Raw genomic sequence first — 21572 nt, 5'->3', positions numbered from 1 at the left:
GGCCCGATGGCTGAGCCTGCCCGCGCGCGGCTCGTCATCGACCTGGACGCGCTCGCCCACAACTTCCACGTCCTGGCGGTAGAGGCCGGCGGCGCCGAGGTCGCGCCGGTGGTCAAGTCGGATGGCTACGGTCTCGGCGCGCCCCAGGTGGCGCGCAGGCTATGGGCGGAGGGGGCGCGCAGCTTCTTCGTCGCGCGCCTGGCCGAAGCGGTGGCGCTGCGTGAGGCCCTGCCCGACCGCGACGTCGCCATCTATGTGCTTGACGGCCTGGTCGGCGGCTCTGCGCCCCTGTTCGACGAGGCCAATCTCACCCCGGTGATCTCGACCCTTCCGCAGGCTGCGGCGGCGGTGGTCTGGGCGGCGCGGCGCGGCCGCCGCTGGCCGGTGGCCCTGCATGTCGACAGCGGCATGAACCGTCAGGGTCTGACCCCGGAAGAGGCCCGCGCCCTGGTCGAAGCGCCCGACGGGCTGCGCGGCCTGGACGTGACGCTGGTGATGAGCCATCTCGGCTCGGCGGCGGATCCGTCCGACCACCGCAGCGGCCAGCAGCTCGCCGCCTTCCGGCCGATCCGCGCGCTGTTCCCGGAGAGCCGCGCCAGCCTCGCGGCTTCCGCCGGTACGTTCCTGGGCGACGAGTACCGCTTCGACATGGTGCGGCCCGGCGTCAGCCTCTACGGCGGCGGCCCCCTGGAACGTCCGGACCCGCGGCTCAAGGCCGTGGCCACCCTGACCGCCCCGATCCTCGACATCCGCAACCTGAAGCCGGGGGACCGGCTGGGCTACGGCTGGCGGACCACTGTGGACCGCCCGACCCGGGTTGCGGTGCTGGGCGCGGGCTACGCCGACGGGGTGATCCGCGCCGCCATGGGCCAGGGCTACGCTTGGTTTGGCGGCGCGCGCCGCCCGCTCCTGCTGGTCAACATGGACCTGGCCGCCATCGACATCGGCGATGCGCGGGCCCAGGTGGGCGAGCCGGTCGAGCTGCTGGGCCCCAACGCGCTGCTGGACGATCTCGCCGCCGCCGCCGGCAGCGTGGCCCACGAGGTGCTTGTCCGCCTCAGCCGCCGCGCCGAGCGGGTCTATCTCGGCGAGGCCTAGCCCGCCATCAGCGGCCCGCCCAGCTCCATCGCCCGCGCCGCCAGGAAGCCCTTCAGCGCCGCGAGCAGCACCACCGCCAGCAGGACCACCGCAAAGCAGGTGATCGCCCGCCCCTCCTCGATCCGCATCAAGCGCGGCAGGCCGGTGTAGAGCAGATAGAGACTGTAGAGCGCCCCCAGTATCACCGCCGGAAAGCTGAGGGTCGGATAGAGCGCCAGCGCCCCGGCCAGCCACAGCCCGGTCCCTGAATAGGCCACCAGCTTGAACGCCCGGGTGCGGTCGGCCTGTCCTCCGAAGCGGGGCGCCAGCGCGTCCACCACCAGGGCCAAGACATAGGTCAGGATCAAGGTCAGCCCGTAGGCGGCGACGGCCTCCACGGCGGCCGCCATAAGGGAGGGCCGCACGCCGATGCTGGCGATCTGGATGCCGCCGAAGATGACGATCCCCAGGAAACCCGCGACCGGCGGGATCGCCGCCAGCGGCAGCACATAGCGCAGATAGACCTCGCCGATGTCCGAGGGCTCAGCCGCGACGGCCCGCCAGGCCGCCTGCGGACGCAGGACCATGTCGAGGGCGCGCCCGATCAGGCCCGAACGGGGCTTTTCCGGCTCTACGGCCGCCATCGAATCCCTCCAACCCGGTCGACCGTAACACGCCAAGCGGCCGCACGGCGCCGCGGCTCCGGGTCAGGTAGACTGTGGGCCAGCCGAATCAGGAGCGACGCTTGGCCCGCGACGGCGCCCTCTACGCCTGCCAGTCCTGCGGGGCGACCCAGACCAAGTGGTCCGGCCAGTGCGCCGGCTGCGGCGCCTGGAACACCCTCGTCGAGGAGCTGACCAGCCGCCCGCCCGGGGCGCTCGCCCCGACCAAGGGTGCGAAGGCGCGCGGGCTGCAGTTCGAGACGCTGGAGGACGAGACCCCTGCCCCGCCCCGGATCATCACCGGCGTGGAGGAGTTCGACCGGGTCTGCGGCGGCGGCGTCGTGCCGGGCTCGGCCATCCTGCTGGGCGGCGACCCGGGCGTGGGCAAGTCCACGCTCCTGATGCAGGTCGCGGCCCACGCGGCCCGAAACGGCGCGGCCTGCGCCTACATCTCCGGCGAGGAGGCCGTCGAGCAGGTTCGCGCCCGGGCGCAGCGCATGGGCCTGGCCGACGCGCCGGTGCGGCTTGCGGCCGAGACCTCGCTGCGGGACATCGTCGACGGGCTGAAGCGGGCCGACCTCGACCTGGTGGTCATCGACTCCATCCAGACGCTGTGGAGCGACGCCCACGAGGCGGGGCCCGGCTCGGTCACCCAGGTCCGAGCCGCGGCCGGCGAGCTGGTGCGGCTGGCCAAGAAGCGCGGCGTGGCGATCATCCTGGTCGGCCACGTCACCAAGGAAGGGACCATCGCCGGTCCCCGCGTGATCGAGCACATGGTTGACGCGGTCCTCGCCTTCGAGGGTGAGCGCGGCTATCCCTTCCGCATCCTGCGCGGCGCCAAGAACCGCTTCGGGGCGACCGACGAGATCGGCGTCTTCGAGATGGGCGACGCGGGCCTCGCCGAGGTGCGCAATCCGTCGGCCCTGTTCCTCAACACCTCCGGCGAGCGGGCGGCCGGCGCGGCCGTCTTCGCGGGCATCGAGGGCTCGCGTCCAGTGCTGGTGGAGTTCCAGGCGCTGGTGGCGCCCTCCGCCTACGGCACGCCGCGGCGGGCGGTGGTCGGCTGGGATTCCGGGCGCCTGGCCATGGTGCTCGCCGTATTGGAGGCCCGGTGTGGCCTTGGTTTCGGCGACCGCGATGTCTATCTGAACGTGGCCGGGGGGCTTCGTATCAGCGAGCCGGCCGCCGATCTCGCGGCGGCTGCGGCGTTGGCGTCATCGGCGCTCGACCAGGCCCTACCGCAGGACTGCGTGGTGTTCGGCGAGATCAGCCTGTCAGGCGAGGTCAGGCACGTCAGCCGAATGGACTCGCGCCTGAAGGAAGCCGCCAAGCTCGGCTTCCGTCGCGCGCTGGGCCCCACCGACCTGGAGGCGGCCCCGCCGATGACCGTCACGGGCGTTTCGCGCCTTTCGGAAGCCATCCGTCGCATCGGCGACGGAGAGTGGGACTAGTGGTTTGACGCAGTTCGACTTCATCGTCCTGGCGCTGCTGGCGCTCTCGGCCGGCGTCGGCTTCCTGCGCGGCGCTGCGCGGGAGATCGCGGCGCTGCTGGCCCTGATCCTGGCGGCGCTCGCCGCCATCTTCGGCCTGCCGCTGGTGGCTCCCTTGATGCGCGACCTCGTCCAGCCCGGCTGGCTGGGGACCGCGGCCGCCCTCATCGTCACCTTCGGGGTCGTCTACCTCGCCCTGCGGCTGATCGGCGCGCAGGCGGCGCGGCGGATCCAGGAAACCCATTTCGTCGGGGCGCTCGACCGCAGCGTGGGCCTGCTCATCGGCTTGGGCCGCGGGCTCATCGTGCTGGGCGCCCTGTTCCTGATGTTCAACGCCGCGACCCCCGCCGACCTGCAGCCACGCTGGATTACGGGCGCCACGACCTGGCCGCTCGCCCGCAACATGGGCAATTTCCTGAACGTGCTGGCTCCGCAGGGCCTGGATATAGCCGGCCGCCTGAAGCCGGCCTTCGACCGAGCCGTCCGCGACGCAGGTGACAGGGACGAGACAGGCGGGTACGACGCGCGCCAACGCGACAGCATGGACGATCTGGTGGAGAAATCCCGATGAGCCAGGCTCACGACCGATGGTCGCCCCCGGTCCGTGATCCCGACGACGACGCGCCGCGCCTCGAGTGCGGCGTTTTTGGTGTGTACGACCTGGCCGAGGCGTCGGCGATGACGGCGCTGGGCCTGCACGCCCTGCAGCACCGCGGCCAGGAGGCCTGCGGCATCGCCTCCTTCGACGGCCAGCGGTTCCACACCGAGCGGCACATGGGCCACGTGGGCGACGCCTTCGGCGGCGGGGCGCTCTCCGAGCGGCTGCCGGGGAACTACGCCATCGGCCACACGCGCTACTCCACCGCCGGGGGCTCCTTCATCCGCAACGTCCAGCCGATGTTCGCCGATCTCGAAAGCGGCGGGATCGCGCTGGCCCACAACGGCAACCTGACCAACTTCCTGACACTGCGCGAGCAGCTGGTCGCGGACGGGGCGATCTTCCAGTCGACTTCGGACTCCGAGGTGATCCTGCATCTGATCGCCCGCTCGCGCAGGCCGCGGATGGTCGATCGGTTCATCGACGCCCTGTCGCAGATCGAGGGCGGCTATGCCCTGGTGGCGCTCACCAACAAGAAGCTCATTGGCGTCCGCGACCCGCTCGGCATCCGCCCGCTGGTGCTGGGCGAGCTGGACGGCCGCTATGTGCTGGCTTCGGAGACCTGCGCGCTCGACATGATCGGCGCCCAGTTCGTGCGCGACATCGAGCACGGCGAGATGGTGGTCATCGACCATCGCGGGGTGACCTCGCTGCGGCCCTTCCCGGCGAAGCAGGCGCGGCCCTGCGTCTTCGAATACGTCTACTTTGCCCGCCCGGACTCGGTGGTGAACGGCCGCTCGGTCTACGAGGTCCGCAAGCGGATGGGCCGACGGCTCGCCCAGGAGAACCCGGCCGAGGTGGATGTCGTCGTGCCGGTGCCGGACTCCGGCGTCCCGGCCGCGCTGGGCTACGCCCAGGAAGCCGGGCTGCCCTATGAGCTCGGGATCATCCGCAACCACTATGTCGGCCGCACCTTCATCCAGCCCACCCAGGGCCAGCGCGAGATGGGTGTCCGCATGAAGCTGTCGCCCAACCGCGCGGTGCTGGCGGGCAAGCGGGTGATGCTGATCGACGATTCCATCGTGCGCGGCACCAACTCGATCCGCGTTGTTCGCATGGTCCGCGAGGCTGGCGCCGCCGAGGTGCACCTGCGCTCGGCCTCGCCGCCCCTTATGTGGCCGGACTACTACGGCATCGACATGCCCGACCGGGAGAAGCTGCTCGCGGCGAACCACTCGATAGAGGAGATCACCAGGATCCTGGGCGTCGACTCGATGGGCTACCTGTCGGTCGACGGGCTCTACTGGGCCATGGAGGTCGGGCCGCGGGATCCGGCGAACCCGCAGTTCACCGACCACTACTTCACGGGCGACTACCCGACCCGGCTGCTGGACCGCGAGATCGCCGAGGGCCGCAACGAGGACGTCGAGCGCCAGCTCTCGTTCCTCGTCGACGCGTGAGCGAACCCGCACGGGCGAGCTGGCTCGGGCGTCTGAAGCCCGACTGGTACCTGGCCCTGATCTTCGGGATGGTCGTGCTGGCCAGCGTCCTGCCGGCGCGCGGCGCAGCGGCGCCGGCCTTCGAGTGGGCGACGAAGATCAGCATCGGCTTCGTCTTCTTCCTGCACGGCGCGCGGCTGTCCCGCGAAGCCGTCATTGCGGGCCTGGTCCACTGGCGGCTGCATCTGGTCGTGCTGGGCTCCACCTACGCCCTCTTCCCGCTGCTGACCCTGGGCCTGGCCGCCCTGCCCGCCTGGATCACGCCGCCGGCCCTGGCGGGCGGGATCGTCTTCCTGGGCTGCCTGCCCTCGACCATCCAGTCGTCGATCGGCTTCACCTCGATCGCCCGCGGCAATGTCGCCGCAGCGGTCGCCGCGGCCTCGGCCTCCAACCTGCTGGGCGTGGCGCTCACGCCCCTGCTGGTGGGCCTCACCCTGCACGCCCAGGGGGCCGCCTCGCCGCATGCCATCCAGGCCATCGTCCTGCAGCTGCTCGTCCCGTTCGTGGCCGGCCAGGTCCTGCGGCGCTGGATCGGCGGCTGGGTGGCGCGGCAGGCGAAGCTCCTGTCGCTGGCCGATCGCGGCTCGATCCTGCTGGTGGTCTACACCGCCTTCTCCGGGGCCGTGGTGGGCGGGGTCTGGAGCCGGATCGGCGCGCTGGACCTCGTCCGCCTGCTGGTCATCTGCTGCGTGCTCCTGGCGCTGGTGCTGGGCGTCACCTGGTTCGTGGCGCGGAGCTTACGTTTCGCCAAGGAGGACGAGATCGCCATCGTCTTCTGCGGATCGAAGAAGAGCCTGGCGTCGGGCGTGCCGATGGCCGGAGTGCTGTTCCCGCCGGCGACGGCTGGGCTGGCGCTCTTGCCGCTCATGATCTTCCACCAGATCCAGCTGATGGCCTGCGCCGTGATCGCCCAGCGCTATGCCAGGCGGCCCTGAGCGGCTAAGAGAGCGGCCCTCATGTCCAAGCCGCTCGTCGACAAAATTGCCCTCGTCACCGGCGCCGGCCGCGGCATCGGCCGCGCCGCCGCCCTCTCGCTCGCCGAGGCCGGCGCGCACATCGTGGCCGTGGCCCGGACCCAGGGCGGCCTGGAGGAGCTCGACGACGAGATCCGCGGCCTCACCGGCCAGTCCGCCACCCTCGTGCCGCTGGACATGGCCGACGGCGAGGCGCTCGACCAGCTCGGCTTCGCGATCCACCAGCGGTTCGGGCGGCTGGACATCCTCGTGCATTCCGCGGCGATCCTTGGGCCCATCACCCCCGTCAGCCATATCGAGCCCAAGCACTGGGAGCGGGTGTGGGCGGTGAACGTGACGGCGACGTACCGGCTGATCCGCACGACCGAGCCGCTGCTTCGGGCGGCTCCGGCGGCGCGGGCGATCTTCCTGACCAGCCGCAAGGCCGCCGAGCCGAAGGCGTTCTGGGGGCCCTACGGGGCGACCAAGGCGGCGATGGAGAACCTGGTGCGCACCTGGGCCGACGAGCTGGAACAGACCACGATCCGGGCGGCCCTGGTCGACCCGGGGCCCATGCGCACGCGGATGCGGGCGGAGGCCATGCCGGGTGAGGATCCCGAGACCCTGCCGGACCCGTCGGAGATCGGGCCGCTGTTCGTGGAGCTCGCCCAGGCGGACCTGGGGCTGCCGACCTCTAACGTGGTCTTCCGCGAGTGGAAGAGGGCCGGGAAGCTCGTTTCGGCTTAGTCCCGGGCCGGTTCAGCTTCTGTGTGCGGCCGCGGGGCGATCCTGGCTTCGCCTTGGCGCCCTGCGGCTTGGCCTTGCCGTGCGGCTTCGGCTTGGCGGCGGCGCCGGCCTTGGCCTTGCCGGCTGCCGCGATGCGGGTCTTCGCCTTCAGGCCGGTCTTCGGCAGGGTCTCGCCGAACGGGGCGCGCGCCGAGCCCTGCCCCGCCTTCTCCTCGCCCTCCGCGTAGGGGTTGCGGTTGGACTTGATGGTGATCCGCAGCGGCACGCCAGGCAGGTCGAAGCTCTCGCGCAGCGAGTTGATCAGGTAGCGGCGATAGCTCTCCGGCAGCTGGTCGGCGCGGCTGGCGAACAGCACGAACGTCGGCGGGCGCGCCTTGGTCTGGGCCATGTACTTGGGCTTGATCCGCCGGCCGGCCACCGCCGGCGGCGGATGGCGCTGGATGGCCATCTGCAGCCAGTCGTTGAGGTCGCGGGTTTTCACCTTGGTCGACCAGTCGGCGTGGGTCTTGAAGACCGCCGGCATCAGCTTGTCGAGGCCGCGGCCGGTCTCGGCCGAGAGCGCGACGATCGGCGCGCCCTTCACCTGCGGCAGCTGGCGCTGGGCCTCCTCGATGATGTCGGCGAGCGTCTTCTGCGGATCCTCCACGAGGTCCCACTTGGCCAGCACGAAGACCAGGCCGCGGCCCTCGCGCTCGACGAGGTCCGCGATCTGCAGGTCCTGGATCTCGAAGGGGTGGGTGGCGTCCATCACCAGGATGACGATCTCGGCGAAGGTGATGGCGCGGATCGTGTCCGCGGTGGAGAGCTTCTCCAGCTTCTCCTGCACCTTGGCCTTGCGGCGCAGCCCTGCGGTGTCCACGAGGCGCACGGGGCGGCCGTCCCAGCTCCAGTCCACGGGAATGGCGTCGCGGGTGATCCCGGCCTCGGGGCCGGTGAGCAGGCGATCCTCGCCGATCAGCTTGTTGACCAGGGTCGACTTGCCGGCGTTGGGGCGGCCAACGATGGCGATGCGGACGTGCTTCTCGTCGTCGGGGTCCGGCTCCGGATCGGTGTCCGCGCCCATGGCGGCCAGGCCGTTGTAGAGGTCGGCCATGCCCTCGCCGTGCTCGGCCGAGATGGCGATCGGCTCCCCCAGGCCCAGGCGGTAGGCATCCAGCACGCCGGCGTCGCCCGCCTTGCCCTCCGCCTTGTTGGCGACCAGCAGCACTGGCTTGTCGTTGCGCCGCAGGATCTCGGCGAACACCTCGTCCATGGGCGTGACGCCCTCGCGGGAGTCGATGACGAAGACGGCGATGTCGGCTTCCTCCACGGCCAGCACGGTCTGCTGGCGCATGCGGGCTTCCAGGCTCTCGTCGTCGACGTCCTCGAAGCCGGCGGTGTCGATCAGCTCGAGGTCGAGGTCGCCAAGGTTGCCGCTGGCGAAGCGGCGGTCGCGGGTGACGCCCGGCCGGTCGTCGACGATGGCGAGCTTCTTGCCCGCCAGCCGGTTGAACAGCGTGGACTTGCCGACGTTGGGACGCCCTACGATCGCAAGTTTCAGGGCCATGGCGTCAGCCTAAACGTCCGGCTAGCGCAGCGCGATCAGCTGGGCCGTGTCGGTCGCCACATAGATGGTGTCGCCCACCGCGATCGGGGCCAGCAGCGCGGGCGCGCCCAGGTCCATGCGCTTGGCGACCTCGCCCGTCTTGGCGTTCACCGAGACCAGCTGGCCGGAGGAGCTGACGAGGATCAGCCGCTCGTTGGCGAGCAGCGGGCTGGACCAGATCGGCCGCAGCACCCGCGTCCCGCCGATGCCGAACAACCCGCCGCGGCGCTTGCCCTGGAAGCCTTCGTTCAGGTCGCGCATCCAGTAGATCTGGCCGGTCTCCCGCTGGGCGCAGATCAGCTCGCCGGTCTTGGAGACGACAAAGACCACGTCGCCCGCGGGCCATGGGGTGGTGACGCCCACCACCGGCAGGCTCCACCGGGCCTGGCCGGTGCGCACGTCGGTGGCGGCGAAGACGCCGGAGTGGCTCATCGCGAAGACGTCACCCTGGTAGATCACCGGACGGCCGGGGATGTCGCGGATCTCCGAGAGCGCGCTGGTGCGGCTGGCCCGCGAGAGCGCCTCGTTCCACAGGTCGTTGCCGTTGGTGGCGCGCAGCGCCACGAGCTCGCCTGAGCCGAAGGAGGCGATGATCGTGTCGCCGGACACCGCCGGGCTAGAGGCCGACAGGATCCGGGCCGGCTCGGACAGCGCCTGATAGGTCCAGGCCGGCGCGCCGGTGGCGACGTCGAAGGTGAGCAGCGTGTTGTCGATGGCGACGGCCGCGACCCGGCCGGCCGCCAGTGTGGGGGCGGCGTGGATCGGCTGCTCGGTGCGGGTGGTCCAGCCCACGGCGCCGGTGGCGGCGTCGAGCTGGGCGACCAGCCGGTAGCCGGAGGTCACGTAGAGCTTGCCGTCGGAGAAGGCGATGCCGCCGCCGAAGGCCTCGCGGTCGCGGCGGTTGTCGGCCGGCCGCAGGCTGGTCCGCCACACCTGCTGGCCGGAGCGGGCGTCGATGGCCGAGACGTTGGCCTCGCCGTCCATGACGTACACGCGGCCGGCGGCGGCCACCGGCGGCGCCGTCACGTGGTTGCCCCGGTCCGAGCCTTGGCCGAAGCCGCGCCGCCAGGCGACGGAGAGGTTCGGGGCGGCGTCCACGTGGCCCACGGACTGCTCGGGCGTACCGCCCGGCAGCGGCCAGTCGGCGACGGCGGCGGCCGGCGGCAGGCTGAAGTCGACGCCCTTCAGCCCCTCGGCGACCTCGAGCCGCTCGTTGTTCGGGATGATGGAGATGCGCTCGCCCTGGCCCGCGGTCTCCTGCGGGCCCTTGTCACGATCGAAGATGTTGAAGCGCGAGAGCGTGGCGCACCCGCTCGCGCCCAGCGCGGCGATCATCAGGGCGGCCAGGAGTGCGGTACGGCGAGACGTCATTGCGGCGTGCTTTGTTGCGGGGCTTGGGCCGGGCCCTGCGCGCCCGGCGGCAGGAGGCCGGGCGGAAGGGCCATCGGCTGCGGCGGCGGCAGGGCGGCCGCCTGCTTGGCGATGGAGGGGATAGCCTTGGCCGAGCCGGAGTCGATCAGGCTCGTGGCGGCCTTGGCGCGTTCCCGGACGCTGTCGGGGGCGTCGAGCATGGCGGAGATGACCACGAAGTCGCCGCGGGCCCCGGCGGTGTCGCCGGAATTGAGCCTCGCGAAGGCGAGCGCCTCGCGGGCCATGACGCGGTACGGCCGGCCTTCCTTGGTCAGCGGCGTCAATCGACCCTCCAGATCCTTGAAGGGGGCGGTGTCGAGCAAGGCCAAGGCGGATTTGAGGCGGGCGGCGTCGCCGATCAGCTCGCCCGGCGCGGCGTCGGCGGCCTGGTCCAGGAGCTTGACGGCTTCGGCGACACGGGCGGCTTCCGGGCCGCCCGACGCGTTGAGCTTGAGGGAGGCCAGCTGCATCAGGGCAAGCGACTTGTAGCCCCTGGCGGGGGACTTGGTGACCTCGCCGAAAAGCTGGGCCGCCCGGTCGGTCTGGCCTTCGGTCAGGGCGGTCCAGGCGGTCTCGTACTGCTCGGAGGCCTTGTGGGCGGCCTGCTCCTGGTACTTGCCCCAGCCCCACCAGCCCAGCCAGGCGATCAGGGCGGCCGCGGCGATCCCAAGGACCCACGGGAGGGCCTTGAGCGCGAGCGTCCGGTAGCGGTCGGAGCGAAGCTGCTCCTCGACCTCTTCAAACAGATCGGCCAACGGGGACTACTCTCTCGAAATGGGGGCTGCCGCCAGAGGCTGCGGAACCTATAGCGCGCCGTCGCGTGCCGCAACGTGCCCGCTGGTCAGCCCGCCTTGGCGAAATAGATCTCGGCGGGGCCGGGGAAGCGGCGGGCGCGGACGTCCTCGGCGTACTTGCCGACCGCACGCGAGATCTCGCCCCGGAGGTCGGCGTAGCGGCGGACGAACTTCGGCGTCCAGTCGAAGAGGCCCAGCATGTCGTCGGTGACCAGGATCTGGCCGTCGCAGCCGGCCGAAGCGCCGATGCCGATGGTGGGGACCTCGATGGCGGCCGTAATCTCGCGGGCCAAGCCTTCGGCGACGCCCTCCACCACGACGGCGAAGGCGCCGGCCTCGGCGGTGGCCTTGGCTTCCTCGAGGATGCGCCTGCGCTCCTCGCCGGCCTTGCCCTTGGCCTTGAAGCCGCCGTCGACCAGCACCGCCTGCGGGCGCAGACCGACGTGGCCCATGACCGGGATGCCGCGTGCGACGAGATAGGCGATGGTCTCGGTGATGTGCGGCCCGGCCTCGACCTTCACTGCCGAGGCTCCGGTCTCCTTCATGATCCGGGCGGCGTTGGCATAGGCGACCTCCATGGCCCCCTCGTAGGAGCCGAAGGGCATGTCGACCACGACCATGGCCTTCTTCGAGCCCCGCATCACCGCCTGGCCGTGCAGGATCATCATCTCGAGGGTGACGCCCACCGTGTTGGGCAGGCCATGGACCACCATGCCCACGGAATCGCCCACCAGCATCAGGTCGCAGTGCTCGTCGAGCAGCTCGGCCATGGGGGCCGTGTACGCGGTCAGGCAGACGACCGGCGTCTGCCCCTTGCGCAACGTGATGTCGGGTGCGGCGAGGCGCCGGACCGGCTGCTCGCGGTGGGACGACACTCAGATCTCCTCGATCACGCGCCTCAGCGCGAAGGCCATGGCCAGGATGGCAAGGCCTGAGGCCACCCAGACGGTGGCGCCGCCGCCGCCCAGCAGGGTCATCCAGTCCGGCGAGGCGCGGACCTGCGACAGGCTGGAGGTGAGCACGCGGGCCGACTCGCTGGCCGTCTCCGCCCGCTGGAATAGGTTGGACACCATCAGCTGGCTCGCGCCGATCAGGCCGCCCACGACGCCGGCGGCGCCGATGAGCCAGCGGCGGACGTTCCAGCCACGGTCGAGCCGGCGCTCGATCCGTTCGGCGAACGCGCGGGCGTCGGGAAGCTCCGGGGCCTCGGCGAAGAGGCGCTCGAGCCGCCGCTCGAAGTCGACCTCAGCCATTGCCCGACCTCCCTGCAGCCACGACGCCTTCGACCGGCGCCAGTCGCGCTCTGAGCTTATCCAGACTACGTTTGACATGGGATTTGACCGTTCCAAGCGGCAGGTTCAAGGCCTCAGCCGCCTCCCCGTGGGAAAGTCCCGCGCCGAAGCACAGGGAAACGCACAGCCGCTCGGCAGGTCCCAGGCCCTTCATGGCCTCGTCCAGGTCGATACGGCCATCGGCGTCTCCCGTAAGCGCATGTGTCTCGTCCTCGCCGTTTTCCGCCGCCAAGGCGCCGAGCCGGCGCTCCTTCTGCAGACGGCGCAGGTAGGCCCGCGCGGCGATCCGTTTCACCCATCCCGCAAAGGTCCCCTCCCCGCGGAACTCGGTGATCCTCTCGAACGCCGCCAGGAACGCGTCCTGGGCCACGTCGTCGGCCTCGGCGGACTGGGCCCCCATCCGGCGCAGGAGCCCACGCACCGCGGAGCCGTGCCGCCGCACGAGCTCCCCGAAGGCCTGCCGCTGGCCGGTCGCGGCGAGAGCGCAGAGCTCCACGTCGTGCTGGCTGGCGAGGCTGGTTTGTCTGGCGCCCGGCATGGGCTTTTCGTCCCCCGAGTGGCGGTTGCTACGCCTTGGTCCGGTTGATCAGGCCCAGCACGATGAACGCCAGGCCGATGAACCCCGGGAAGGCCGCGAAGGCGACCATCGGGAAGGTTGCGTCCGGCTCCTCGAAGCCGATGGCGATGCCGAAGGCCGCGAGGCCCACGGCCACGCCCAACCAGATGATGCCGGTGCGCAGGTCCCGGGCAGGGGACGGCGGCAGCTTGGTGTCACGGGCGATCGCGTCGACGATCTCCGGCGGCAGCGGCTGGCCCTTCTCGATGGCGGCCCGCAGGGTGTCGGCCACCTTCTGCCGTTCCAGGCTCTTGAAGTAGCGCGGCACGATGACCAGCGCGGCGATGAAGACCATCCCGAAGATCGGGATCATCACCCCAATCAGACCTTCGATGCCCATGTCCTTTTCTCCTGTCGATCTCTGTCCGGGGCGCTTGTCGCCCGCTTCTGATGGGAAGAGGCGCGCGGCCTCCCCCATGGATGCAGCCAAGCCTATGAAATCTTGGTCATGATCCGCCCGCCACGGCCAAGCTTATACACGACGCCCGGTGCGGGCGGCGAAGCCGCTTTGATTTCTCCTCTCCCCCGAGCGCAGCGAGAGAGGGAGAGGCCGGGAGAGGGCGGCGCGGCGAGAACGACGGGCGCGGGAAGAGGCCCTGCGCCCGCGGCTTCTTCCCGTGGAGCCTCGAACGCGGAGCCGCCCTCTCCCTACCCTCTCCCTCTCCGCTTCGCGGGGGAGATGCCCTAGCGTTGCAGGCCCTCGTACTGGTCGGGCTTGAATCCGACGAGGAGGCCTTGCTCAGTCTCCAGCACTGGCCGCTTGATCATCGAGGGCTGCGCCAGCATCAGGGCGATGGCCTTGTCGCGGGTCAGGTCCTGCCTGTCGGCGTCCGGGAGCTTCCTGAAGGTGGTTCCGGCGCGGTTGAGGAGGGTCTCCCAGCCCACCTGGTCGGCCCAGCGCTCCAGGCGCTCGCGGTCGATGCCTTCCTTCTTGTAGTCGTGGAAGGCGTAGGCGATTCCGGCCTGGTCGAGCCAGGTCCAGGCCTTCTTCATCGTGTCGCAGTTGCGGATGCCGTAGAGGGTCTCGGTCACGTCAGGATCGCTCCGGAGGCCAGATGTCGAAGATCGAACTGGAGAAGCCGGTCCGCGACGCGCTGGTCCGGGTCCTCTCCCGCTACCTGAAGGACGAGCTCGACGTCGAGATCGGCGGCATGGACGGCCTGCTGTTGCTCGACTTCATCAGCGAGAAGCTGGGGCCGCACTACTACAACCAGGGTCTGGCCGACGCCCAGGTCATCGTCGCCAAGAAGCTGGAGCAGATCACCGAGGCCATCTACGAGATCGAGAAGCCGGTGCGGATCTGAGCCTCACTCCCACTCGATGGTGCCGGGGGGTTTGGAGGTGACGTCGTAGACGACGCGGTTGACGCCGCGGACCTCGTTGATGATCCGGGTAGCGCAGCGGCCCAGGACCTCCCAGGGGAATTCGAAGAAGTCCGCCGTCATGCCGTCGGTGGAGGTCACCGCGCGCAACGCCAGCACGTCCTCGTAGGTGCGGGCGTCGCCCATCACGCCCACGGTCTTCACCGGCAGCAGGACGGCGAACGCCTGCCAGATGGAGTCGTAGAGGCCCGCCTTGCGGATCTCCTCGAGGTAGATGGCGTCGGCCTGCTGCAGCACGGCGACCTTCTCGCGGGTGATCTCGCCGGGGATTCGGATGGCCAGGCCGGGGCCCGGGAACGGGTGGCGGCCGACGAACTGGGGCGGCAGGCCGAGCTCGACGCCGAGCGCGCGGACCTCGTCCTTGAAGAGCTCGCGCAGCGGCTCGACCAGCTTCAGCTTCATGTACTCGGGCAGGCCGCCGACGTTGTGGTGGCTCTTGATGACCGCCGAGGGCCCGCCGCTCGCCGAGACGCTCTCGATCACGTCCGGATAGAGCGTGCCCTGGGCCAGGAAGGCGGCGCCCTCGATCTTGGCGCTCTCCTTGTCGAACACCTCGATGAACAGCCGGCCGATGGTCTTGCGCTTGGTCTCCGGGTCCGAGACCCCGGCCAGTTCGCCAAGGAAAAGGTCGGCTGCATCAACGTGTATCAATGGGATGTTGTAGTGATCCCGGAACATGGTCACGACCTGGGTCGCCTCGTCCTTGCGCAACAGGCCGGTGTCGACGAACACGCAGGTCAGCTGGTCGCCGATGGCCTCGTGGATCAGGACCGCGGCCACCGACGAATCGACGCCCCCGGAGAGGCCGCAGATCACCTTGGCGTCGCCCACCTGGGCGCGGATCTTGGCGACCTGCTCCTCGCGGTACGAGGCCATGGTCCAGTCGCCCTTCAGGCCGGCGATCCGGTGGGTGAAGTTGCGCAGGATCAGCGCCCCGCGCGGCGTGTGCGCCACCTCCGGGTGGAACTGGATGCCGTAGAACCGGCGGCCCTCGTCGGCGATCACGGCGAAGGGGCTGCCATCCGACGCTGCGACCACGTCGAAGCCCAGGGGGATGGCGGTGACCTTGTCGCCGTGGCTCATCCAGACGGTCTCGCGCTCGCCCATGTCGCCTAGGCCTTCCAGCAGCGGCGACGGGCGCTCGATGAGGATCTCGGCGCGGCCGAACTCGCGGTCGTGGCCGCCCTCCACCGCGCCGCCCAGTTGGGCGCACATGGCCATCTCGCCGTAGCAGATGCCCAGCACGGGCACGCCCAGCTCGAAGACCTTCTGCGGCGCCTTGGGGCTCTCGTCCTCGTGCACGCTGGCCGGACCGCCGGAGAGGATCACCGCCTTAGGGGCGAAGGCCTCCAGCATCCCCTCGACCTTGTCGTAGGGATGGATCTCGCAATAGACGCCGCTCTCCCGCAGGCGCCGGGCGATCAGCTGGGTCACCTGGCTGCCGAAGTCGACGATCAGGACGCGTTCGTGAGCGGCGGGAGCGGTCATGGGACTCCGTCAGGGGTTCTTTCCAGGCGGGCGACGAAGAAGCCGTCCGTCCGGGAGGTTCGGGGCGACAGGCGCAGGAAGCCGTCGGCGGTCAGGAACTTGGCCAGCGACGGGTCGTCCGTCGCGGGGCGAACGGCGAAGTCCGGATGGCGCGCCAGGAAGGCCGTGACCCGATCCTCGTCCTCGGACGGCAGCACCGAGCAGGTGACGTAGACGATGACGCCGCCCGGCTTCACGAAGGCGGTCGCCTGGTCCAGCACCAGGTCCTGCTCGGCCTGGCGGCGTTCCAAGGCGTGCGGAGTGAGCCGCCACTTGGTGTCCGGGTGGCGACGCCACGAGCCTGTGCCCGAGCAGGGCGCGTCGACGAAGACCAGGTCCATGCGGCCGTCGAGGCCCTTGAGCGGATCCGCCTTGGCGGGGGTGCGGACCTGCAGATTGCGGACGCCGGCCCGCTCAGCCCGGCGGATGGTGTCGGTGAGCCGCCGCGCGTCGCTGTCGTAGGCGTAAATCTGCCCGGAGTTCTCCATGCCGGCGGCCAGCGCCAGTGTCTTGCCGCCGCCGCCGGCGCAGAGGTCGAGGACCTGCTTGCCCTTCACGTCGCCGGCGGAAGCCGCGGCTATCTGGGAGCCCAGGTCCTGCACCTCGACCCAGCCCTTCACGAAGGCGGGCATGGCTTCCACCGCGGCGGCGCGCTCCTCCGCCTGCGGGGCGTCGATGCGCAAGGCCTCGGGCAGGACGCCGGTGGCCCGCGCGGGGAGCGGCTCCAGCGCCTTCATGGCCTTGCCGGGGCCGGTCTTCAGGCGGTTGGCGCGCAGGTCAACGGGCGCGCGCTGCGATAGGGCCTGGGCCTCGTCGACCCGATCCTCGCCGAAGGCGCGGGTGAGCTCGGCTTCGAGCCAGTCGGGGTAGTCGCCGCGGATGGGCGGCGGCGCCTCGGCGAGGTCACGCGGATTCTCCAGCGCGGCGGTCTCGGGCTCGGTGAGCGCGCCAGGGCCGTGCGGCGCATCGCCGGCGGCCTCGGCGATGCGCTCGACCGGCCAGTCCCAGACGAAGCGCAGGGTGGCGAGCGCCGCGGCGCGGGGGCTGTCGTCGCCCATCCGCCAGGCGAGCGAGCGGCGGCGGCGGAGCGCGTCCAGCACCAGGCCGGAGACGAAGGCGCGGTCCTTCGCGCCTGCGTAGCGGGCGGCGTCTCCCCAGGACTTCAGCGCGAGACGGACAGGCCGGTGACGGCTCTCGATCTCGGAAAGGACATCTATGGCCGCCGCCAGGCGTCCGCCGTCTCGCAAAGTGTCAGCCTGCCTTTCAGACCGGGCTCGGGTAGTTGGGCGCCTCGCGGGTGATCATCACGTCGTGGACGTGGCTCTCGCGAAGGCCCGCACCGGTGATGCGGATGAACCGGGCCTTCTTCCGGAATTCGACCAGGTTGCCGGCGCCGGTATAGCCCATGGCGGCGCGGAGGCCGCCGACCATCTGGTGCAGGATCGGCGCGATCGGGCCCTTGTAGGGGACCTGGCCCTCGATGCCCTCCGGGACCAGCTTCAGCGCGTCGGAGACTTCCTTCTGGAAGTAGCGGTCGGCCGAGCCGCGGGACATGGCGCCCAGGCTGCCCATGCCGCGATAGGCCTTGTAGCTGCGGCCCTGGTAGAGGAACACCTCGCCCGGCGCCTCGTCGACGCCGGCGAAGACCGAGCCCATCATCGCCACAGAGGCGCCCATGGCGAGCGCCTTGGCCAGGTCGCCGGAATACTTGATCCCGCCGTCCGCGATCACCGGCACGTCGGACGCGCCCGCGGCCCGCACGGCGTCGGCGATGGCGGTCAGCTGCGGCACGCCCACGCCGGCCACGATCCGCGTCGTGCAGATGGACCCCGGGCCGATGCCCACCTTCACGGCGTCCGCGCCGGCGTCGATCAGCGCCTTGGCGCCGTCATAGGTGGCGACATTGCCGGCGACGATCTGGACGCGGTTGGTCTCGCGCTTGATGCGGGCGACCGCCTTGGCGACGTCGGCGTTGTGCCCGTGGGCAGTGTCGATGACGACCACGTCGACGCCGGCGTCCACCAGCCCCATGGAGCGCTCGTAGCCCGCATCGCCGACGGTGGAGGCTGCGCCGACCAGAAGGCGGCCCTGTGCGTCCTTGGCGGCGTTGGGGTGGGCCTGGGACTTCTCCATGTCCTTGACCGTGATCAGGCCGACGGCCCGGTAGTCGTCGTCGACGACGATCAGGCGCTCGATCTTGTGGCGGCGGAGCAGGTCGCGGGCCTCGGCCTGGCCGACGCCCTCCTTCACCGTGACCAGGTTCTCGGTGGTCATGACCTGGCTGGCCGGGGTCTCGTCGCCGGCCTCGAAGCGCATGTCGCGGTTGGTGAGGATGCCGCAGAGCTTGCCGCTCGCGTCGACCACCGGGAAGCCGGAGATCTTCCGGCGCGCCTTGATCTCCCGGACCTGGGAGAGCGGCGTATCGGGGTTGATGGTCAGCGGATTGATGACCATCCCGCTTTCGTAGCGCTTCACCTCCCGGACCTGGTCGGCCTGCTCCTCGTTCGTGAGGTTGCGGTGCAGGATGCCCATGCCGCCGTTCTGGGCCATGGCGATGGCCAGCCGGCTCTCGGTGACGGTGTCCATGGCGGCGGACACCAGCGGTATGTTCAGATTGATCTCTCGCGTGAACCGCGTAGCGACGTCCACCTGCGTGGGCATGACGTCAGAAGGACCGGGTTCGAGCAAAACATCGTCGAAGGTGAGCCCTTCGCGAATCTCCATGGAGACACCTCGTTTTGCGGGCCGGGTATGACCGCGAGGGCGGTGGGAGTCAACGCGGCGCGGGCTTAAGGCGCAAAGACCTCGATCGCCGCGGGACGGACTTTGAAGTGGGCCGGGGTGTGGGTGACGATGTCCCCGTCGGCGTTGATCGGCCTGGGGCGGCGGGTGCGGACGTCGAACTCGACGCACTTGGCGGTGAGCACCTCGTCCCAGGCGCCGTGGCGGCCGCGCCGGAAGCTGTCGAACATCAGGGCCAGCTTCCAGACCGCTCGCGGGGCGAGGCTGTAGAGGTCGAGGCGGCCATCGTCGATGGCGGCGTCCTCGTGCACCACCGTGCCGCCGCCGTAATGGCGGCCGTTGCCGACGGCGATCTGCAGGGTGCGGACGCGGCGCGTCTGGGTCTGGCTGACGATCTCGGCATGGAACGGGCGGGCGCGGATCAGCACCTCCAGGGCCTGGACCGCGTAGGCGAGCCGGCCGAAGCGGCGCTTGCGCTCCTTCGTCAGGCCGCGCGCCAGGTCGGCCGAGAGCCCAAGGCTGGCGACGTTGAAGAAGGTGTGTCCGTTGACCTCCCCCACGTCGACGAACCGGGTGCGGCCGGCGAGGATCACGTCGGCTGCGGCGGAGAGGTCCTCGGGGATGCCGAGCGTGCGGGCGAAGTCGTTGGCGGTGCCGAGCGGCAGGACGCCCATGGGCAGACCCGCCTCCAGCACGCCGCGCGCGGCGCAGGCGAGCGTCCCGTCGCCGCCGCAGATAATGACGATGTCCATGCCCGACGCGCGGCGGCGGATGTCGGCGGCGGCCTCCGCAGGCGAGGAGAACTGCTCGACCGCCACCTCGAGGCCGCCGTCCCGCAGCCGCTCGACGACGCCCAGCGCCTCCTGGCCACGACGGGCGTGGGGATTGACCAGCATGAGCGCGCGGCACTTGCGACGCGCGGGCGCCACTCAGCGGCCCTTGAAGCCGGTGGCGACGATGAAGACCTCGGAGCTGTCCTGGCGGCTTGCCTTGGGCTTGACGTTGCGGACCTCGGCGAAGTGCTGCTTCAGAACGCCGATCACCTCGCCCGTCTCACCCCCCTGGAAAGCCTTGGCGACGAAGACGCCGCCGGGCTTCAGCACGCCGATGGCGAACTCGGCGGCGGCCTCGATCAGGCCCATGATCCGCAGGTGGTCGGTCTGCCGGTGCCCTACGGTGTTCGGCGCCATGTCCGAGAGCACCACGTCCGGCGGCCCGCCCAGCAGCTCGATCAGCTTGGGCGCGCAGTCGGGGTCGGTGAAGTCCATCTGCAGGATGTGGGCCGGCGGCAGCGGATCGACCGGCAGGAGGTCGACGCCGACGATGTCGGTCACCCCGCGCTGGATCGCGAATTGGGTCCAGCCGCCGGGGGCGAGGCCGAGGTCGACCACGCGCACGCCCGGCCGGAAGATGCGGAAGCGCTCGTCGATTTCGCTGATCTTGAAGGCCGCGCGGCTGCGGTAGCCGAGGGCGCGGGCCTTGGCGGCGAAGGGGTCGTTGATCTGGCGCTCCAGCCAGGCCTGCTGGGCCGGCGTGCGCTGCTTGGCGGTCTTCAGGCGCGCAGGCTTGCCACGACCCCCCTCGTTGCCGCCGGTGGGCGGCTTCACCATCCGTTTGCGGGGAGGCTCGGTCATGCCGCCACGGCGGTCGGACGCCGCCGGCGGCGCTTGCGGCGGCGGCCGCTGCGCTCGCTCATCAGGGACAGCAGGATGCCTTCGCGCAGCCCGCGGTCGGCGACGCGGACCCGGGTGCAGGGCCACAGCTCCTGCACGGCCTGCAGGATAGCGGCGCCGGCCAGCACCAGGTCGGCGCGGTCGGGGCCGATGCAGGGCTGGTCGGCGCGCTCGCGGGCGTTCAGCGCCAGCAGCCGGCCCGCGGCGGCCTCGCACTCGCCGCGGGTCATCCAGATGCCGTCCACACGGCTGCGGTCGTAGCGCGGCAGGTTGAGGTGCAGCCCCGCGAGGCTCGTGATGGCGCCGGAGGTGCCGATCAGGTGCGCCCGGTCTGCCTCGAAGACGCCGCGGAGCGGGTCGGCGCGGCGGAAGGCGCCGAGCTCGGCCTTGACGCTGTCCACCATCTGCCGGAACCACGCCTCGGTGGCGGCCTCGCCCTCCGGAAACTGCTCCGCCAGGGTCACCACGCCCACGGGGATCGAGAGCCAGGCCTGCAGGGGCGGCGTGCCGGTGGGCGGCGCGCCCTTCAGGTCGACCCAGGACAGCTCGGTCGAGCCGCCGCCGACATCGACCACCAGGGCCGCGTCCGACGTGCGGTCGATAAGGTTGAGGCAGCCCTGCACCGACAGGCGGGCCTCCTCCTGCGGCGGGATGATCTGCAGGCGCAGGCCCGTCTCCTCCGCCACCCGGGCGACGAAGGCCTCGCCGTTGGCGGCGACGCGGCAGGCCTGGGTGGCGATGGCGCGCAGCTTCACCACGCGGCGGCGGCGCACCTTCTCGGCGCTGACCTTCAGGGCGGCCATGGCCCGCTCCATGGCGGCGTCGGACAGCCGGCCGGACTGGGTGAGCCCCTCCCCCAGCCGCACGATGCGCGAATAGGCCTCCACCACACGGAAGCCGGCGCCCGCGGGCGTGGCGATCAGTAGCCGGCAGTTGTTGGTGCCCAGGTCGAGCGCCGCATAGCAGGCGGCCTCGCCATTCGACCTGTCCCGGCCACGCATTCGGGCGCCGGGCGCGCTCGGCGCCTCGTCCATTGGACCGCCTATCCGTCCTGTCGCAGGCGCGACCGTCCGCGCACCTGATTTCGCGGCGAGACTAGCAAGCGCCGTGCCGCCAAGGGAAGCGCGGCCTTGTATGTGGCATTATGAGCGCTACGTTCACCTTCCGGTCAGGAGAGAGGAGGTAGATTCGAGCCATGAACCAGCGACTCGCCAAATTCACGATCGGCCAAGTCGTCCGTCACCGCGTCTATCCCTTCCGCGGCGTGATCTTCGACGTGGACCCCACGTTCTCGAACACCGAGGAATACTGGCTCTCGATCCCGGAGCACATCCGGCCCGCGAAGGACCAGCCGTTCTACCATCTGCTCGCCGAGAACGACGACAGCAGCTACGTGGCCTATGTCTCGGAGCAGAACCTGCTGCCCGACGACACCGGCCAGCCGGTCGGTCACCCCCAGGCCACCCTGCTCTTCGAATCGTTCCGCGAAGGCCAGTACAAGCTTCGCCCGCGGATCAGCCACTAG

At 70.8% G+C, this 21572-nt stretch carries 23 protein-coding genes; 8 read left to right on the top strand and 15 right to left on the bottom strand.

The genetic code is table 11. From position 1 onward, the window contains the following. The first annotated feature begins 6 nt into the window (after positions 1-6). Entirely contained in the window at positions 7-1098 is a 1092-nt protein-coding gene (alr, locus tag VIL76_RS01815; RefSeq protein ID WP_332043267.1) for an alanine racemase, read from the top strand. Here the strand turns inward: alr and VIL76_RS01810 are convergent. After that, entirely contained in the window at positions 1095-1721 is a 627-nt protein-coding gene (locus VIL76_RS01810) for a Yip1 family protein (protein WP_332043266.1), read from the bottom strand. The genes alr and VIL76_RS01810 overlap by 4 nt on opposite strands. Positions 1722-1822: 101 nt before the next feature. Here VIL76_RS01810 and radA point away from each other — a divergent pair, with 101 nt between their 5' ends. From radA to VIL76_RS01785, 5 genes are read left to right on the top strand one after another with little or no spacing between them, the layout of a single operon-like run. Then, complete coding sequence (radA, locus tag VIL76_RS01805) at positions 1823-3190, top strand: DNA repair protein RadA (RefSeq protein WP_332043265.1); 1368 nt, start codon at positions 1823-1825, stop codon at positions 3188-3190. A gap of 4 nt (positions 3191-3194) precedes the next feature. Continuing rightward, a complete protein-coding gene (locus tag VIL76_RS01800) occupies positions 3195-3800 on the top strand; it encodes a CvpA family protein (RefSeq protein WP_332043264.1) in 606 nt (201 codons plus the stop codon). Next, on the top strand, positions 3797-5287 hold the full coding sequence (gene purF / locus VIL76_RS01795; protein ID WP_332043263.1) for an amidophosphoribosyltransferase: 1491 nt from the start codon (positions 3797-3799) through the stop codon (positions 5285-5287). The genes VIL76_RS01800 and purF overlap by 4 nt, the downstream gene beginning before the upstream one ends. Beyond that, the gene (locus tag VIL76_RS01790) at positions 5284-6261 is read left to right on the top strand and encodes a bile acid:sodium symporter family protein (protein ID WP_332043262.1); all 978 of its coding nucleotides are present in this window, start codon (positions 5284-5286) and stop codon (positions 6259-6261) included. The genes purF and VIL76_RS01790 overlap by 4 nt, the downstream gene beginning before the upstream one ends. Positions 6262-6282: 21 nt before the next feature. Next, entirely contained in the window at positions 6283-7026 is a 744-nt protein-coding gene (locus tag VIL76_RS01785; protein WP_332043261.1) for an SDR family NAD(P)-dependent oxidoreductase, read from the top strand. Here the strand turns inward: VIL76_RS01785 and der are convergent. The 8 genes from der to VIL76_RS01745 form a co-directional block, all read right to left on the bottom strand. After that, positions 6974-8572 carry a ribosome biogenesis GTPase Der gene (der, locus tag VIL76_RS01780; RefSeq protein WP_332043260.1) on the bottom strand — a complete coding sequence of 533 codons (1599 nt, stop codon included), beginning with the start codon at positions 8570-8572 and terminating at the stop codon, positions 6974-6976. The genes VIL76_RS01785 and der overlap by 53 nt on opposite strands. Positions 8573-8593: 21 nt before the next feature. After that, positions 8594-9982, bottom strand: coding sequence for a PQQ-like beta-propeller repeat protein (locus VIL76_RS01775; RefSeq protein WP_332043259.1), 1389 nt, complete (start codon positions 9980-9982; stop codon positions 8594-8596). Further along, the gene (locus VIL76_RS01770) at positions 9979-10776 is read right to left on the bottom strand and encodes a tetratricopeptide repeat protein (protein ID WP_332043258.1); all 798 of its coding nucleotides are present in this window, start codon (positions 10774-10776) and stop codon (positions 9979-9981) included. The genes VIL76_RS01775 and VIL76_RS01770 overlap by 4 nt, the downstream gene beginning before the upstream one ends. An 86-nt stretch (positions 10777-10862) precedes the next feature. Then, positions 10863-11690 carry a 3-methyl-2-oxobutanoate hydroxymethyltransferase gene (gene panB, locus VIL76_RS01765; protein WP_332043257.1) on the bottom strand — a complete coding sequence of 276 codons (828 nt, stop codon included), beginning with the start codon at positions 11688-11690 and terminating at the stop codon, positions 10863-10865. Beyond that, a complete protein-coding gene (locus tag VIL76_RS01760; RefSeq protein ID WP_332043256.1) occupies positions 11691-12068 on the bottom strand; it encodes a hypothetical protein in 378 nt (125 codons plus the stop codon). Continuing rightward, positions 12061-12645: a sigma-70 family RNA polymerase sigma factor gene (locus VIL76_RS01755; RefSeq protein WP_332043255.1), complete on the bottom strand. Its 585-nt coding sequence runs from the start codon at positions 12643-12645 to the stop codon at positions 12061-12063. Before VIL76_RS01755 ends, VIL76_RS01760 begins: the two co-directional genes overlap by 8 nt. 28 nt (positions 12646-12673) lie before the next feature. After that, positions 12674-13063: a DUF6249 domain-containing protein gene (locus VIL76_RS01750; RefSeq protein ID WP_332043254.1), complete on the bottom strand. Its 390-nt coding sequence runs from the start codon at positions 13061-13063 to the stop codon at positions 12674-12676. Between the two features lie 344 nt (positions 13064-13407). Further along, a complete protein-coding gene (locus VIL76_RS01745) occupies positions 13408-13755 on the bottom strand; it encodes an ArsC family reductase (protein WP_332043253.1) in 348 nt (115 codons plus the stop codon). Positions 13756-13778: 23 nt separating this feature from the next. Here VIL76_RS01745 and VIL76_RS01740 point away from each other — a divergent pair, with 23 nt between their 5' ends. Then, entirely contained in the window at positions 13779-14027 is a 249-nt protein-coding gene (locus VIL76_RS01740) for a DUF2164 domain-containing protein (RefSeq protein ID WP_332043252.1), read from the top strand. Between the two features lie 3 nt (positions 14028-14030). Here VIL76_RS01740 and guaA read toward each other — a convergent pair whose 3' ends face one another. The 6 genes from guaA to VIL76_RS01710 form a co-directional block, all read right to left on the bottom strand. Next, entirely contained in the window at positions 14031-15593 is a 1563-nt protein-coding gene (guaA, locus tag VIL76_RS01735; RefSeq protein ID WP_332043251.1) for a glutamine-hydrolyzing GMP synthase, read from the bottom strand. Further along, the gene (locus tag VIL76_RS01730; protein WP_332043250.1) at positions 15590-16879 is read right to left on the bottom strand and encodes an RsmB/NOP family class I SAM-dependent RNA methyltransferase; all 1290 of its coding nucleotides are present in this window, start codon (positions 16877-16879) and stop codon (positions 15590-15592) included. The genes guaA and VIL76_RS01730 overlap by 4 nt, the downstream gene beginning before the upstream one ends. A gap of 16 nt (positions 16880-16895) precedes the next feature. Beyond that, positions 16896-18356, bottom strand: coding sequence for an IMP dehydrogenase (gene guaB / locus VIL76_RS01725; RefSeq protein WP_332043249.1), 1461 nt, complete (start codon positions 18354-18356; stop codon positions 16896-16898). A 65-nt stretch (positions 18357-18421) separates the two neighbouring features. Next, positions 18422-19303 (bottom strand): lipid kinase, encoded by an 882-nt coding sequence (locus VIL76_RS01720; RefSeq protein WP_332043248.1) that lies wholly within the window; start codon positions 19301-19303, stop codon positions 18422-18424. Next, positions 19304-20008, bottom strand: a complete 705-nt coding sequence (locus VIL76_RS01715; protein ID WP_332043247.1) for an RlmE family RNA methyltransferase — start codon at positions 20006-20008, stop codon at positions 19304-19306. After that, complete coding sequence (locus VIL76_RS01710; protein ID WP_332043246.1) at positions 20005-21081, bottom strand: Ppx/GppA phosphatase family protein; 1077 nt, start codon at positions 21079-21081, stop codon at positions 20005-20007. The genes VIL76_RS01715 and VIL76_RS01710 overlap by 4 nt, the downstream gene beginning before the upstream one ends. Positions 21082-21242: 161 nt before the next feature. Between VIL76_RS01710 and hspQ the strand changes: the two genes are divergently transcribed. Next, positions 21243-21572: a heat shock protein HspQ gene (gene hspQ, locus VIL76_RS01705; RefSeq protein WP_332043245.1), complete on the top strand. Its 330-nt coding sequence runs from the start codon at positions 21243-21245 to the stop codon at positions 21570-21572.

Source organism: Phenylobacterium sp. (genome assembly GCF_036563285.1).
Lineage (GTDB): Bacteria > Pseudomonadota > Alphaproteobacteria > Caulobacterales > Caulobacteraceae > Phenylobacterium.
The sequence above is the reverse complement of the archived record's forward strand: the minus strand, read 5'-3'. Positions and strand labels throughout refer to the sequence as shown.

Excerpts from the sequence above, each read along its gene's own strand:
- VIL76_RS01760 (WP_332043256.1), bottom strand. The coding sequence starts at position 12,068 with ATGGCTGAGGTCGACTTCGAGCGGCGGCTCGAGCGCCTCTTCGCCGAG.
- guaA (WP_332043251.1), bottom strand. The coding sequence starts at position 15,593 with ATGACCGCTCCCGCCGCTCACGAACGCGTCCTGATCGTCGACTTCGGC.
- alr (WP_332043267.1), top strand. The coding sequence starts at position 7 with ATGGCTGAGCCTGCCCGCGCGCGGCTCGTCATCGACCTGGACGCGCTC.
- guaB (WP_332043249.1), bottom strand. The coding sequence starts at position 18,356 with ATGGAGATTCGCGAAGGGCTCACCTTCGACGATGTTTTGCTCGAACCC.
- VIL76_RS01710 (WP_332043246.1), bottom strand. The coding sequence starts at position 21,081 with ATGGACGAGGCGCCGAGCGCGCCCGGCGCCCGAATGCGTGGCCGGGAC.
- VIL76_RS01715 (WP_332043247.1), bottom strand. The coding sequence starts at position 20,008 with ATGACCGAGCCTCCCCGCAAACGGATGGTGAAGCCGCCCACCGGCGGC.
- VIL76_RS01755 (WP_332043255.1), bottom strand. The coding sequence starts at position 12,645 with ATGCCGGGCGCCAGACAAACCAGCCTCGCCAGCCAGCACGACGTGGAG.
- VIL76_RS01785 (WP_332043261.1), top strand. The coding sequence starts at position 6,283 with ATGTCCAAGCCGCTCGTCGACAAAATTGCCCTCGTCACCGGCGCCGGC.
- purF (WP_332043263.1), top strand. The coding sequence starts at position 3,797 with ATGAGCCAGGCTCACGACCGATGGTCGCCCCCGGTCCGTGATCCCGAC.
- VIL76_RS01740 (WP_332043252.1), top strand. The coding sequence starts at position 13,779 with ATGTCGAAGATCGAACTGGAGAAGCCGGTCCGCGACGCGCTGGTCCGG.
- der (WP_332043260.1), bottom strand. The coding sequence starts at position 8,572 with ATGGCCCTGAAACTTGCGATCGTAGGGCGTCCCAACGTCGGCAAGTCC.
- VIL76_RS01775 (WP_332043259.1), bottom strand. The coding sequence starts at position 9,982 with ATGACGTCTCGCCGTACCGCACTCCTGGCCGCCCTGATGATCGCCGCG.
- VIL76_RS01810 (WP_332043266.1), bottom strand. The coding sequence starts at position 1,721 with ATGGCGGCCGTAGAGCCGGAAAAGCCCCGTTCGGGCCTGATCGGGCGC.
- VIL76_RS01750 (WP_332043254.1), bottom strand. The coding sequence starts at position 13,063 with ATGGGCATCGAAGGTCTGATTGGGGTGATGATCCCGATCTTCGGGATG.
- hspQ (WP_332043245.1), top strand. The coding sequence starts at position 21,243 with ATGAACCAGCGACTCGCCAAATTCACGATCGGCCAAGTCGTCCGTCAC.